A 12,957-nucleotide genomic window follows, 5' to 3' on the forward strand; every position below is an offset into this window, starting at 1 on the left:
CTTCCCCGTTCCTGACGGATCGTCAGTTAAGTAATCTGACATTGCGTCAGTTCTCTGGTCCTTCGAGCAGGACGGGCGAGACACATGCTTGGTTCGACCTTCAGCACGCGCGGCACCGATCCCGCGGCGGACGCCGGCGGCCAGGGCCGCCGCACGGACGACGTGGACGTCAGCGGGCGCCCGCTGCACGCCTGCGTGCCCGACCTCGACCGCTTCTTCCGGCCCGATTCCCTGGCGGTCGTCGGCGCCTCCGACGCCGAGGGCCGCCCCAACACCGGCATCACCCGGCAACTCGTCACCTGGGCCGAGCGGGTCGGCGCCCGGCTCCACCCGGTCAATCCCGGCCGCGCGAGCGTGTTCGGCCTGCCCTGCCACGCCTCCGTCGCGGATCTCCCCGAGCCCGTGGACCTCGCCGTCCTGCTCGTCGCCGACCCCCTTCCCGTCCTCGAACAGCTCACCGGGGCCAAGGCACGGTTCGCGGTCGTCTTCGCCTCCGGCTTCGCCGAGACGGGGGAGGCGGGCGCCGCCGCTCAGGAGCGGCTCGGGCGCGCCGTCGCGGGCAGCGGGCTGCGGCTGCTGGGGCCGAACACCAACCTCAACGCCTTCCAGGCGTTCCGCGAGGACCTGCCCGGGCCGGCGATCGCCCTGATCACCCAGTCCGGCCACCAGGGCCGCCCGGTCTACGCCCTGCAGGAGCTCGGCATCCGGCTCAGCCACTGGGCGCCGACGGGCAACGAGGCCGATCTGGAGACCGCCGACTTCCTCTCCTACTTCGCCGGGCGGGCCGAGGTGGGAGCCATCGCGGTCTACGCCGAAGGCCTCAAGGACGGCCGCTCGTTCACCCTCGCCGCCGACCGCGCGGCCCGCAACAAGGTGCCGGTGGTCATGGTCAAGGTGGGGCGCACCGAGACCGGCACCCGCGCGGCCGCCACGCACACCGGCAAGCTCACCGGCTCCGACGCGGTCGCCGACGCGGCCTTCCGGCAGTTCGGCGTGATCCGCGTCGACGGCCTGGACGAACTCCAGGACACCGCGGCCCTGCTGGCCCGTGCCCGGCCACCGCTCGCCGAGGGTGTGGCCGTCTACTCGATCTCCGGCGGCACCGGAGCGCACTTCGCCGACCTGGCCACCGCCGCCGGGCTGCCGCTGCCCACCCTCCCGGAGGCGAAGCAGGCCGAACTCCACCAGTGGATACCGGAGTACCTGAACGTCTCCAACCCCGTGGACAGCGGAGGCCATCCCGTCGGCGACTGGCGCGGCCGGAAGATCATCGACGCGATCCTCGCCGATCCCGGGATCGGTGTCCTCGTGTGCCCGATCACCGGCCCCTTCCCGCCCATGAGCGACCGGCTCGCCCTGGACCTCGCCGAGGCCGCCGAGGCCACCGACAAGCTGGTGTGCGTGATCTGGGGCTCCCCCGTGGGCACCGAGGAGGCCTACCGGACCACCCTGCTGGGCTCCTCCCGGGTCGCCACCTTCCGCACCTTCGGCAACTGCGTGACCGCCGTGCGGGCCTGGCTGGACCACCACCGCTTCACCGCCGGCTACCGCTCCCCCTTCGACGACGCGCCACGCACGCCCTCCTCCTCCGCCCGCAAGGCGCGCGCGCTGCTGCACCCCGGCCGCCGGCTGAGCGAGCACGCCGCGAAGCAATTGCTGCGGGCGTACGGCATCCGCGTCCCGCGCGAGCAACTGGTCACCAGCGCGGCGGGCGCCGTCCGGGCGGCCGCGCAGGTCGGCTACCCCGTGGTGATGAAGGCGTCCGCCGACCGGCTCGCGCACAAGACCGAACTCGGTCTGGTGAAGATCGGCCTCACCTCCGCCAGCCAGGTGCGCGACGCCTACCGCGAACTGGCCGACATCGCCCGCTACGAGAGCCTGGAGCTCGACGGCGTCCTCGTCTGCCAGATGGTGGAGCGCGGTGTGGAGATGGTCGTCGGCATCAGCCAGGACCCGCTCTTCGGGCCCACCGTCACCGCCGGCCTCGGCGGGGTCCTCGTCGAGGTCCTGCGGGACACGGCCGTCCGCGTACCGCCCTTCGACGCCGGGACCGCGCGGGACATGCTGCGGGAACTGCGCGGCTCCCGGCTGCTCGACGGGGTCCGCGGAGCGCCCCCCGCGGACACGGACGCGCTCGTCGACGTCATTCTGCGCGTGCAGCGCATGGCGCTGGAACTCGGCGACGGCCTCGCCGAACTCGACATCAATCCGCTGATGGTGCTGCCGCGCGGGCAGGGCGCCTGCGCCCTCGACGCACTCGCCGTCTGCCGTCAGGAGAACACGCATGACTGACTCCCCCCGTGGAGTGATTACGGAGCGTGACGACTCCGTGGAATCCGTTGTACTCCACGTCACCGACAACGGGGTCTCCCGACTCACCCTCAACCGCCCTCACGCGATGAACGCCATCACCCCTGACCTGCGAGAACGACTCATCGAAAAATTTCTGGAGGCTTCCGCGGACCCGGCCGTCCGGGCCGTCGTCCTGACCGGCGCCGGTCGCCGGGCCTTCTGCGCGGGGGCGGACCTGCGCAGCGGTCCGGCCGGTGCGGACCGGGTCGCGGGCGACGTCGCGCGGATGATCCGGTCCGGGGCCCAGCGCCTGGTCGCCGCGATCCTCGACTGCGAGAAGCCCGTGATCGCCGCCGTGAACGGCACCGCCGCCGGTCTCGGCGCCCATCTCGCCCTCGCCTGCGACCTCGTCCTGGCCGCCGACACGGCGAAGTTCATCGAGGTCTTCGTCCGCCGCGGCCTCGTCCCCGACGGCGCAGGCGCGTATCTGCTGCCCCGGCTGGTGGGCCCGCACCGCGCGAAGGAACTCCTGCTGCTCGGCGACGACCTGCCCGCCGCCTCCGCCGAACGCCTCGGGCTGGTCAACCGCGTCGTCCCCGCCGACGACCTCGCCACGACCGCCCGCGCCCTCGCCGAGCGCCTGGCGGCAGGGCCCACCCGTGCCCTCGCCCTGACCAAGCAGCTCGTCAACGCGTCCCTGGACTCCGACCGCGCGACGGCCTTCGCCGCCGAGGCGGCCGCGCAAGAGCAGAACATGACCACCGCCGACGCCCAGGAGGGACTGCGCGCCTTCCTCGAACGCCGCCCGCCGGAGTTCCGCGGGCGGTGACGCCCAAGGGGCTCACTCCACGGACGCCCCGGGCGGCGGACGGTACTCCTCCAGCAGGCCGGTGCCGTACGCCAGCAGGCCGCCCGCGAAGACGACGCCGATCAACGCGACCGCCACGACGGAGATCTGGAACGCGACCTGCCGCTGACGCGCCCACCCGGTCCTGCCCTCCGGGTCCCGGCGCCCGGCGTAGAAGGAGGTCACCAGCACCGGCGCCGCGCCGGCACCCGCGATGCACAGCCACGCGAGCAGATACGGGCCGCCGAGCCACACCACCGGCACCGCGAGGACGGCGGCCGTCACGGCTTCCGCCGCCAGCAGGCAGAGCCAGCGGGGGCGCCCGGTACGCGCCGCGAGCCTCAGCCCGAGGACCGTCGCCGGCAGGGCGTGCAGAAGGGACGCGGCCACCGCGAAGGCCCAGAGCGGGATCAGAGCCAGCGGCATCAGGCAGAAGCCGAACGGCTCGTCGAACGCGCCGTCCGAGGACTTCAGGGACGGAAGGACGACCATGCGGGCCGTTGCCGCGACCACCGCCACCGCGCAGTACGTCGACACCGCCGCCGCACGTCCGGCATCGCCCCACGGGTCGACCGCGGGCCGCACCGGGGACCCCCACCCCGCACCCTGTCCCATGACCGCCACGCTACGCCCGGCACCCGCCCGCCCTCCGCGCAGCCCTTCACTTCTGACGGTCCGTCAGTTTCAATGGGAGACGTGATGGGACAAGCAGGCATGGCGGTCGCCGTCGTCCGCTATCTCCGGTCCGTCGGGGCGGTGACGGCGGCCGGGCGGGTGGACCCGCTGCCGCGGCCCGAACTGCGGGCCGTGCGGCCGGACGAGCGCGCCCCGGTGGACCCGGCGGAGTTCCGCAGGGTGCTGGGGAACTTCGCCAGCGGGGTGACGGTGATCGCGGCCCCCGGGGACGACGCGGAGGGCGGGCCCGCCGGGTTCGCCTGCCAGTCGTTCGCGTCGCTGTCGCTCGATCCGCCGCTGGTCGTGTTCATGGTGGCCCGTACGTCCACCAGCTGGCCGCGCATCGCGCGGGCCGGGGTGTTCTGCGTGAACGTCCTCGGCGCGGGGCAGCAGGGGCTGTGCCGCTCCTTCGCCGTCAGCGGCGGGGACAAGTTCGCGGGCGTGGAGTGGGATCCGGCACCGGTGACGGGCTCGCCCCGGCTGCGCGGCGTGCCCGCCTGGATCGACTGCGCGATCCACGCCGTGCACACCGGCGGCGACCACCTCGTCGTCATCGGCCGGGTGCGCGACCTCGGTTGCGCGGCGGAAGCCGGTGAGCCCCTGCTCTTCCACCGCGGCGGCTTCGGCCGGCTCACGTCCTGACCGCGGCCGCCGTCCGCGCCTCAGCCCGCGAACTCCGGCACCTGGTGCGGCGCCCACCAACTGGTCAGCGCCCAGACCCCGAGGGCGGCGACGGCCACCGCCACCAGGGCCGCGAGCCCGGGGCGGCGCGACCCGCGCAGCGTGAGCAGCCAGAAGGCGAGCGGCACCAAGGCGCCGCCCGCGGCCACGAGCGGAAGGTCGACGTAGAGGACGCTCAAGTCCCGGCGCTGTCCCTCGAAGCCGCCCTCGACGTTGACCCTGGCGAGCGGTGCCCAGGCCAGCAGCGCGGACGCGGAGCCCAGTACCGCCACGAGAAGGCCGGTGAGGCCCTTGGTCGCTTCCGTCACACCCGGACGGACGCCCCTGCGCCGCACCCGGTTCCCGCGCCGCAGCCAGTGCGAACGCGGGACCTGGCGGCGCAGGGGCCGGCCGGCTACGCCGCGAGCGGGAGCGCCCCGGAGGCCGGGGTCGCCCGCCGCCGGATCGCCAGTGACATGAGCGCCGCCAGCGCGCACAGCGCCCCGGAGGAGTACCAGACCACGTTGTAGGAGCCGAAGGTGTCGCGCGCAACGCCGCCGAGGAACGCCACCAGGGCGGCCCCCACCTGGTGGGAGGCGAGCACCCAGCCGAAGACGATGGCGCTGTCGGCGCCGTAGTACTCGCGGCACAGGGCGATGGTCGGCGGCACGGTGGCGACCCAGTCCAGGCCGTAGAAGACGATGAACAGCACCATGGGCGGGTGGACGGAGTCGCCCAGGAGCACCGGCAGGAACATCAGCGACAGTCCGCGCAGCCCGTAGTAGGTGGCCAGCAGCCGCCGCGGGCTGAAGCGGTCGGTGAACCACCCGGAGGCGATGGTGCCCGCGATGTCGAAGACGCCGATCACGGCGAGCAGCGAGGCGGCGGCCGTCACCGGCATCCCGTGGTCGTGCGCCGCGGGCACGAAGTGCGTCTTGACCAGGCCGTTCGTCGAGGCACCGCAGATCGCGAAGGTCCCCGCCAGGAGCCAGAACGGGCCGCCGCGGGCAGCGTTGCCCAACGCCTTGACCGCGCGCGTCGCCGCCCCCGTCACCGGCGGCGGCTTCGGCACGAACTCCTTGGCGCCGTAGGGGGCCACGCCCACGTCGGCCGGGTGGTCCCGCAGCAGCAGGTACACCAGGGGTGCGACGACGACCGCCGCGCCCGTGACGGTGAGCGTCGCGGCGCGCCAGCCCGCGTGCTCGATGATGACGGAGAGCAGGGGAAGGAAGATCAGCTGGCCCGCCGCGCCGGCCGCGGTCAGGATGCCCGTGACCAGGCCGCGCCGGTGCTCGAACCAGCGGTTGGTGACGGTGGTCGCGAAGGCCAGGGCCATGGAACCGCTGCCCAGTCCTACCAGCACGCCCCACAGCACCACGAGCTGCCAGCTCGCGGTCATGAAGACGGTCAGGCCGGCGCCGGTGGCGATGGTGAGGAGCGCGGCCGCCACGACCCGGCGGATGCCGAAGCGGTCCATCAGCGCGGCGGCGAAGGGCGCCGTCACACCGTAGAGCGCGAGGTTGACCGAGACCGCCAGGCCGATCATGCCCCGCGACCAGCCGAACTCGCCGTTCAGCGGCTCGATGAGCAGTCCGGGCAGGGAGGCGAAGCCCGCGGCGCCGATGAGCGTGACGAAGGCGGCGGCCGCCACCGACCACGCGCGGTGGACACGGGTCGCACGGAGCGGCCGGGAATCGTCGGGGACCGCGTCGGCCAGGGTCTGCGCGGGAAGCTCGGGAGTCTGCGTCACCGGATCAGCATCCGGCATCGTTTTTCACGGAACGAGTGGCCGGATGGCCAGCTTATGCAAGGATCGGGCCATGCCCGCATCCATGGAGACGCCTTCGCGGAACGCCGATCCCGGGACACCGGTGCGCCACCGGGTCGCCGTCCTGGTGCAGCACGGGGTGATCCCCTTCGAAGTCGGCATCCCACACCGCATCTTCGGCGGCGCGAGGAACGCGGACGGGGCCGATCTGTACGAGGTGGTGACGTGCTCTCCCCACGGTCCCGGTCCGGTGCGCGCCGAGGCCGACTTCGAGATCCACGTCGTGCACGGCCCCGAGGTGCTGGAGACGGCCGACACCGTCATCGTCCCCGCCGCCCACGAGCGTTCCGTCGCGCACACGGAGGGCCGCCTGCCCGAGGAGATGGCGGCCGCCTTCGCCCGCATCCGCCCGGGGGCCCGGCTGGTGTCCATCTGCACCGGCTCGTACTTCCTCGCCGCGGCCGGCTACCTGGACGGCCTGCGTGCCACCACGCACTGGTCGAGCACCGACCACTTCCAGAGGCTCTTCCCGCGGGTGCGGGTCGAGCCGGACGTCCTGTACGTCGACAACGGCGCCATCCTCACCTCCGCGGGCGTCGGCTCGGGCGTCGACCTGTGCCTGCACCTCGTACGGCGTGACCACGGCATCGCCGTGGCCAACGCCAGCGCACGCCGTACGGTCGTACCGCCGCACCGGGAGGGCGGTCAGGCCCAGTACATCCAGCGGCCCGTCCCGCAGCCGCAGCAGGCCGCCACGGCCGCGGCGCGCTCCTGGGCGCTGGACCGGCTCGACCAGCCGCTGACGCTGCGCGAGCTGGCCGAGTGCGAGGCGATGAGCGTGCGCACCTTCACCCGCCGTTTCCGGGAGGAGGTGGGCACCAGTCCCGGGCAGTGGCTGACGCAGCAGCGTGTCGAGCGTGCCCGGCACCTGCTGGAGTCCAGCGACCTGTCGGTCGACCAGGTCGCCCGGCAGGCCGGGTTCGGCACGGCGGCCTCCATGCGGCAGCACCTGCAGGCCGTCATCGGCGTCTCGCCCAGCGCCTACCGGCGCACCTTCCGGGCGACGTCGGCGTTCTGAGGCGCCTCAGAAGGTCAGCACGCCCCTCGCCACACGGCCGCCCCGGGCGTCCTCCACCGCCACGGCGAAGTCCTCCACCGGGTAGGTGCGGGTGACGAGTTCGTCCAGCAGGAGCCGTCCCTGCCGGTACAGGTCGGCGTAGAGCGCGATGTCGCGCTGCGGCCGTGACGAGCCGTAGCGGCAGCCCAGGATGGACTTGTCAAGGTACATCGAGGACACCCGGAAGGACGCCTCGGCGTCGGCCGGCGGCACGCCGAGCAGGACGGCCTGCCCATGGCGGTCCAGGAGGTCCACGGCCTGGCGGATCAGCCCGACGTGGCCGACGCATTCGAAGACGTGGTCGGCGCCGGCCGGCAGGAGCGCGCGCACCGCCTCCGCCGTGTCGACGAACTCGGTGGCGCCGAACAGCCGGGCGGGTTCCTCCTTCGCCGGGTTGGTGTCGACGGCGACGATCCGGGAGGCCCCCGCGATCCGCGCGCCCTGGAGCACATTCAGGCCGATGCCCCCGGTGCCGATGACCACGACCGTGTCGCCGCGGTCGACGCGGGCACGGTTGAGAGCGGCGCCGACCCCGGTCAGCACGCCGCAGCCGATGAGCGCGGCGGAGGTGAGGGGAATGCTTTCCGGGAGGGGGACGGCCTGGACGGCCTTGACGACGGTCCGTTCGGCGAAGGCCGAGTTGGAGGCGAAGTTGAACAGCGGCTCGCCCTCGCGGCTGAAGGGCCGTCCTGGACGGCCGATCGCCTTGCGGCACATCGTCGGCCGGCCCCGGTCGCAGTCCGGGCAGGTGCCGCAGTTGGCGAGGGTGGACAGGGCCACGTGGTCGCCGGGCGCGACGTGCGAGACGCCCGCGCCGGTCGCCTCGACGACACCCGCCCCCTCGTGGCCGAGCACGACCGGGACGGGGAAGGGGATGACGCCGTCGATGACGGACAGGTCGCTGTGGCACAGACCGGCCGCGTGGATGCGGACCAGCACCTCGCCGGGGCCCGGGTCCCGGACCTCCAGGTCGTCCACGACCGAGGGCTGCTTCCCGTCGAAGATCACACCTCTCATCACCACACCACCGCCTGGAGTTCGCTGTAGGCGTGCAGTCCGAAGGAGCCGCCGTCGCGGCCGATCCCGCTGTGCTTGAAGCCGCCGAAGGGCGTCTCGGGATGACGCTGCACGGTGTTGATGCCGACGTTGCCGCTGCGCAGCCGTGCGGCCAGGGCCCACGCGCGCGCGGTGTCACTGCCGAAGACGTAGTCGTACAGGCCGTACGGGGTGCCGTTGGCGATCCCGACGGCCTCGTCCTCGCTGTCGTACGCGAGAGCGGCCACGACCGGGCCGAAGATCTCCTCCTGGGCGACCGCCATGCCGGGCGTGACGTCCGCGAGAAGCGTGGGGGCGACGTAGTAGCCGGGTTTGAGGTCAGGGCGCGCACCGCCGGTGACGACGCGGGCGCCCTGCTCCCGCGCACCGGCGACGTACGCCTCGACACGGTCGCGCTGGCCGGCGGTGATCAGCGGGCCGACGACAGTGGAGTTATCCACAGGGTCCCCGACGGTCAGCGAACGGGCGTACTGTTCAAGGGCGGTGATCACCTGCTCGTACCGCCCGCGGGGGACGAGCACGCGGGTCGGCGCCGTACAGATCTGACCTGAATGGAATGCCCATGTCGAACCGACAGCAGATATCGCCGATCTGAGGACGCCCGGGGCGGCGTCCTCGAGGATGATCGCCGCGCCCTTGCCGCCCAGTTCCATCAGGGTCCGCTTCATCGACGCGCCCGCGGCGCGGGCGATCGCCTGCCCGACCGCCGTCGAGCCGGTGAAGCTGATCATGTCGACGCCGGGGTGCGCGACCAGTGCCTCGCCGGCCATGGCGCCCGAGCCGGTGATGACGTTGAACACCCCGTCGGGCAGGCCCGCCTCCCGCATGATCCCGCCCAGCAGCAGGCAGGTCAGCGGGTCCTGGGGCGCGGGCTTGGCCACGACGGTGTTGCCCACGGCGAGGGCGGGTGCGACCTTGCCGGCCAGATTGACCAGGGGGAAGTTGTAGGAGGTGATACAGGCGACGACACCCACCGGACGCCGTACCGCCGCCGCGTTGACCAGCCCGCCGGGGGCAAGCGGCGAGGCTCTCACGGGCTGCGGTGCGAAGGGGATCGTGTCCGGTTCCAGCGCGCCCCGCGCATAGCGCCGGAAGCGGTCCACCGCCGTGGGAATCTGCATGCTCGACGCGACACGGATCGTCGCTCCCGTCTCCTGCTGGAGCAGCGGTACGAGATCCGCCGACCGCGAGGCGAGGACGTCCGCGATCCGCTCCAGGATCGCGGCGCGCTCCGCCGGGCTCGTACGGGACCAGCCCTCGTACGCCTCCCGGGCGGCGCGCACCGCGGCGTCCACGTCCGCCGGGCCCGCTTCGGGGGCGCGCCCGACGGTCTCCTCGGTGGCCGGATTGACAACTGGATAGTGGGCTCCGGCCGGTTCGTGCCACCGGCCGCCGATCCAATGGCCGTACGTCCCGTCGCTGTTCATCCGCGAGGCTCCTTCGGGAGGCCGAGCACCCGCTCGGCGATGATCGTGCGCTGGATCTCGTCCGAGCCGCCGTAGATGGTGTCGGCGCGGCTGAACAGGAACATGCGCTGGGCCTGGTCGAGTTCGTAGGGCCGCTCCGGCTCCCACGGCGTGGGGCCGGTGGCGGCGGGGGCCCCGCGGACGGCGACGGCCAGTTCGCCGAGCCGCTGGTGCCAGCCGCCCCACAGCAGCTTGGCGACGCTCGGGGCGGCCGGGTCGGCGGTGCCCAGCGTGCGCAGGGCGTTCCAGCGCATGGTGCGCAACTCGGCCCACTGGCGTACCAGCCGGTCCCGCAGCACGGGGTCGGCCGCCGCCCCGCCGGCGACGGCGCGGTCGACGACCTCGCGCAGTTCGCGTTCGAAGCCGATCTGCTGCACGAGGGTGGAGACCCCGCGCTCGAAGCCCAGGAGGGACATGGCGACCTGCCAGCCGTCGCCCTCCCCGCCGACGACATGGGCGGCGTCGGCGCGGGCCCCGTCGAAGAAGACCTCGTTGAACTCCGCCGTCCCGGTCATCTGGCGGATGGGGCGCACCTCGACCCTGCCGGGCTGGTCCATGGGGACGAGCAGGAAGCTCAGTCCGTGGTGGCGGCGCGAGTGGGGGTCGGTACGGGCCAGGACGAAGCACCAGTCGGCGGTCCGGGCCAGGGAGGTCCAGATCTTCTGGCCGGTCACGCGGTAGCAGGGGCCCCCGGCGTCGTGGTCCCGGACGGCCGCTGTACGGACACCGGCGAGATCGGAACCCGCTCCGGGCTCGCTGTATCCCTGGCACCACAGCTCCTCACCGCGGGCCACCGGCGGCAGGAAGCGGTCGCGCTGGTCGGGGGTGCCGTGCGCCTCCAGGGTGGGGGCCAGCAGGTTCTCGCCGATGTGCCCGGACCGGGCGGGTGCCTCGGCGCGGGCGTACTCCTCGCCCCAGGCGACCTGCTGGGCCAGGGTGGCACGCCGGTTGCCGTACTCCCCGCGCCAGCCGAGGCCGATCCATCCGGCGGCTCCGAGTTCCCGCTCCCACTCCCGGCCGGGTGCGCGGTCCGGGTGCGCGCTCAACCACGCCCGCGCCTCCGCGCGGAAGGCCTCCGTCTCCGGGCCGAAGGTGAAGTCCATGGTCCGCCCTCTCCTTCGTGCGGGGCCGTCACTGCCCTCGGGAGGCGGCCGCGGCGGCGCGCATGGCCTCGAGCTGGGCGAGCATCGGCATGGGGTCGGTGCCGACCGTGCCGGGCAGGGCGGCGGCGATGCGCTGCGGTGTCCATCCCTCGCCGTCCGCGTAGGCGGCGCGCAGTTCGCGTGGCTGGGCCCAGACCGCGATCTTGGGTCCGGCGACGGTGTAGACCTGCCCCGTGATCTCGCGGGCGTGGTCGCTGAGCAGGAAGACGACCATGGCGGCGACGTCCTCGGGTTCGCCGATCTCGGCGAGCTCCATGGGCACGTTGGCGGACATGCGGGTACGTGCCACGGGGGCGACGCAGTTGGCGGTCACGCCGTAGCGGTGCAGGCCGAGCGCGGCGCTGCGCACCAGCGAGATGATCCCGCCCTTGGCCGCGGAGTAGTTGGCCTGGGAGACGCTGCCCTGGTGGTTGCCGCTGGTGAAACCGACGAGGGTGCCCGAGCCCTGCCGGCGCATCACCGCGGAGGCGGCGCGGAAGACGGTGAAGGTGCCCTTCAGATGGGTGGCGAGGACCGGGTCCCACTCGTCCTCGCTCATGTTGAAGAGCATGCGTTCGCGCAGGATCCCGGCGACGCAGACGACTCCGTCGACGCGGCCGTAGGTCTCCACCGCGGTGGAGACGATCCGTTCGCCGCCCGCCATGGCGGAGACGTCGTCGGTCACCGCGGTGGCCTCGCCGCCTGCCGCCTCGATCTCCTTCACGACGGCGGCCGCCACCTCGCCGGTCGGCTCGCGGCCGTCGACCGCGACGCCGTAGTCGTTGACGACGACCCTGGCGCCCTCGGCCGCGCACGCGAGTGCGACGGCCCGCCCGATGCCCCGCCCGGCCCCGGTGACCGCGACGACCTTTCCGCTCAGGAAGTTGCCCACGTCCGGTCCCGCCCCTTCTCAGAGTTTCTGACGGACCGTTAGATTTTAGGAGCACGGACACGCCCCAGCACAAGCCCTGAGACCGGGAGGCAGCGATGGCGTTCCCCGCCGAGTTCCACGACATCGCCAAGCGCGTCAACAACTGGGGCCGCTGGGGGGAGGCCGACGAGACCGGCACCCTCAACCTGATCACCAACGAGGTCGTCCGCGCGGCGGCCCGCACCGTGCACAGCGGACGCCGCGTGCCGCTCGCGCTCCCCCTCCAGCAGGACGGGGTGCAGACGGGCATGATCCCGGGCCGGGTGAACCCGCTGCGCACCATGGTGATGCTCAACCACGAGATGTTCGGTCCCGGCACGGTCGCCACCAGCGACGACATCGTCACCATGGGGCTGCAGGCGGCGACCCACTGGGACGCCCTGACCCATGTCTCGCACTCGGGACGGATCTACAACGGCCGCCCGGCCGGCACCGTCACCGCCCACGGCGGCGCCGCGTTCAGCGGCATCGAGAAGATCGCGACGCTGCTCTCCCGCGGTGTCCTGCTCGACGTGGCCCGCGCCCGGGGCACCGACCGGCTTCCCGGCGACCACGCCGTCACCCCCGACGACCTCGCCGCAGCCGAGGAACTGGCCCGCACCACCGTCCGGGCCGGGGACATCGTGCTGGTCCGCACCGGCCAGATGCGGGTGTGCCTGGCGGGCGACAAGCACGCCTACGCCTTCCCGTCGCCGGGACTGTCGGTGCGCACCCCCGAGTGGTTCCACGCCCGCGACGTCGCGGCGGTCGCCAACGACACGCTGACCTTCGAGATCTTCCCGCCGGAGATCGAGGACCTGTGGCTGGCCGTGCACGCCCTGGACCTGGTGGAGATGGGCATGCCCCAGGGCCAGAACTGGAACCTTGAGGCGCTGTCGGAGGCCTGCGCCGAGGAGGGGCGGTACGAGTTCCTGCTGGACGCCACCCCGCAGCCCTTCGTGGGCGGGGTCGGCAGCCCGGTCGCGCCGGTGGCGGTGCTCTGAGGACGGCCCCCGCGGTCCGT

At 73.3% G+C, this 12,957-nt stretch carries 12 protein-coding genes; 5 read left to right on the forward strand and 7 right to left on the reverse strand.

The window, feature by feature from the left end; translation table 11 throughout:
* Nucleotides 1-84: 84 nt before the first annotated feature.
* Together CHF15_RS05370 and CHF15_RS05375 are read left to right on the forward strand one after the other, a co-directional pair.
* Nucleotides 85-2,292 (forward strand): acetate--CoA ligase family protein, encoded by a 2,208-nt coding sequence (locus CHF15_RS05370; RefSeq protein ID WP_089222439.1) that lies wholly within the window; start codon nt 85-87, stop codon nt 2,290-2,292.
* Nucleotides 2,285-3,121, forward strand: a complete 837-nt coding sequence (locus CHF15_RS05375) for an enoyl-CoA hydratase/isomerase family protein (RefSeq protein ID WP_089222440.1) — start codon at nt 2,285-2,287, stop codon at nt 3,119-3,121. Before CHF15_RS05370 ends, CHF15_RS05375 begins: the two co-directional genes overlap by 8 nt.
* Before the next feature lie 12 nt (nt 3,122-3,133).
* On the opposite strand, the gene CHF15_RS05380 is transcribed toward CHF15_RS05375, so the two are convergent.
* Nucleotides 3,134-3,754 carry a hypothetical protein gene (locus tag CHF15_RS05380; protein WP_143681525.1) on the reverse strand — a complete coding sequence of 207 codons (621 nt, stop codon included), beginning with the start codon at nt 3,752-3,754 and terminating at the stop codon, nt 3,134-3,136.
* Nucleotides 3,755-3,838: 84 nt separating this feature from the next.
* On the opposite strand from CHF15_RS05380, the gene CHF15_RS05385 reads away from it, so the two are divergent.
* Nucleotides 3,839-4,456: a flavin reductase family protein gene (locus CHF15_RS05385; RefSeq protein ID WP_245938673.1), complete on the forward strand. Its 618-nt coding sequence runs from the start codon at nt 3,839-3,841 to the stop codon at nt 4,454-4,456.
* Between the two features lie 20 nt (nt 4,457-4,476).
* On the opposite strand, the gene CHF15_RS05390 is transcribed toward CHF15_RS05385, so the two are convergent.
* Together CHF15_RS05390 and CHF15_RS05395 are read right to left on the reverse strand one after the other, a co-directional pair.
* Entirely contained in the window at nt 4,477-4,803 is a 327-nt protein-coding gene (locus CHF15_RS05390; protein ID WP_089222443.1) for a hypothetical protein, read from the reverse strand.
* An 86-nt stretch (nt 4,804-4,889) separates the two neighbouring features.
* The gene (locus tag CHF15_RS05395; protein ID WP_089222444.1) at nt 4,890-6,224 is read right to left on the reverse strand and encodes an MFS transporter; all 1,335 of its coding nucleotides are present in this window, start codon (nt 6,222-6,224) and stop codon (nt 4,890-4,892) included.
* A gap of 70 nt (nt 6,225-6,294) precedes the next feature.
* Here CHF15_RS05395 and CHF15_RS05400 point away from each other — a divergent pair, with 70 nt between their 5' ends.
* Complete coding sequence (locus CHF15_RS05400; RefSeq protein ID WP_089222445.1) at nt 6,295-7,320, forward strand: GlxA family transcriptional regulator; 1,026 nt, start codon at nt 6,295-6,297, stop codon at nt 7,318-7,320.
* 6 nt (nt 7,321-7,326) lie between these two features.
* Here CHF15_RS05400 and CHF15_RS05405 read toward each other — a convergent pair whose 3' ends face one another.
* From CHF15_RS05405 to CHF15_RS05420, 4 genes are read right to left on the reverse strand one after another with little or no spacing between them, the layout of a single operon-like run.
* Entirely contained in the window at nt 7,327-8,376 is a 1,050-nt protein-coding gene (locus CHF15_RS05405) for a Zn-dependent alcohol dehydrogenase (protein WP_089222700.1), read from the reverse strand.
* On the reverse strand, nt 8,376-9,842 hold the full coding sequence (locus CHF15_RS05410; RefSeq protein ID WP_089222446.1) for an aldehyde dehydrogenase family protein: 1,467 nt from the start codon (nt 9,840-9,842) through the stop codon (nt 8,376-8,378). The genes CHF15_RS05405 and CHF15_RS05410 overlap by 1 nt, the downstream gene beginning before the upstream one ends.
* Complete coding sequence (locus CHF15_RS05415) at nt 9,839-10,984, reverse strand: acyl-CoA dehydrogenase family protein (protein WP_089222447.1); 1,146 nt, start codon at nt 10,982-10,984, stop codon at nt 9,839-9,841. Before CHF15_RS05415 ends, CHF15_RS05410 begins: the two co-directional genes overlap by 4 nt.
* A 28-nt stretch (nt 10,985-11,012) precedes the next feature.
* The gene (locus tag CHF15_RS05420) at nt 11,013-11,915 is read right to left on the reverse strand and encodes an SDR family oxidoreductase (protein WP_089222448.1); all 903 of its coding nucleotides are present in this window, start codon (nt 11,913-11,915) and stop codon (nt 11,013-11,015) included.
* A gap of 95 nt (nt 11,916-12,010) precedes the next feature.
* Here CHF15_RS05420 and CHF15_RS05425 point away from each other — a divergent pair, with 95 nt between their 5' ends.
* Nucleotides 12,011-12,937: a cyclase family protein gene (locus tag CHF15_RS05425; protein ID WP_089222449.1), complete on the forward strand. Its 927-nt coding sequence runs from the start codon at nt 12,011-12,013 to the stop codon at nt 12,935-12,937.
* Nucleotides 12,938-12,957 lie beyond the last annotated feature (20 nt).

It is taken from the genome of Actinacidiphila glaucinigra, assembly GCF_900188405.1.
GTDB classification, from domain to species: domain Bacteria; phylum Actinomycetota; class Actinomycetes; order Streptomycetales; family Streptomycetaceae; genus Actinacidiphila; species Actinacidiphila glaucinigra.

Bases quoted from the DNA above. Each gene is read 5' to 3' on its own strand.
- CHF15_RS05405 (WP_089222700.1), bottom strand. From the start codon at position 8,376: ATGAGAGGTGTGATCTTCGACGGGAAGCAGCCCTCGGTCGTGGACGAC.
- CHF15_RS05400 (WP_089222445.1), top strand. From the start codon at position 6,295: ATGCCCGCATCCATGGAGACGCCTTCGCGGAACGCCGATCCCGGGACA.
- CHF15_RS05370 (WP_089222439.1), top strand. From the start codon at position 85: ATGCTTGGTTCGACCTTCAGCACGCGCGGCACCGATCCCGCGGCGGAC.
- CHF15_RS05425 (WP_089222449.1), top strand. From the start codon at position 12,011: ATGGCGTTCCCCGCCGAGTTCCACGACATCGCCAAGCGCGTCAACAAC.
- CHF15_RS05380 (WP_143681525.1), bottom strand. From the start codon at position 3,754: ATGGGACAGGGTGCGGGGTGGGGGTCCCCGGTGCGGCCCGCGGTCGAC.
- CHF15_RS05410 (WP_089222446.1), bottom strand. From the start codon at position 9,842: ATGAACAGCGACGGGACGTACGGCCATTGGATCGGCGGCCGGTGGCAC.
- CHF15_RS05375 (WP_089222440.1), top strand. From the start codon at position 2,285: ATGACTGACTCCCCCCGTGGAGTGATTACGGAGCGTGACGACTCCGTG.
- CHF15_RS05385 (WP_245938673.1), top strand. From the start codon at position 3,839: ATGGGACAAGCAGGCATGGCGGTCGCCGTCGTCCGCTATCTCCGGTCC.
- CHF15_RS05415 (WP_089222447.1), bottom strand. From the start codon at position 10,984: ATGGACTTCACCTTCGGCCCGGAGACGGAGGCCTTCCGCGCGGAGGCG.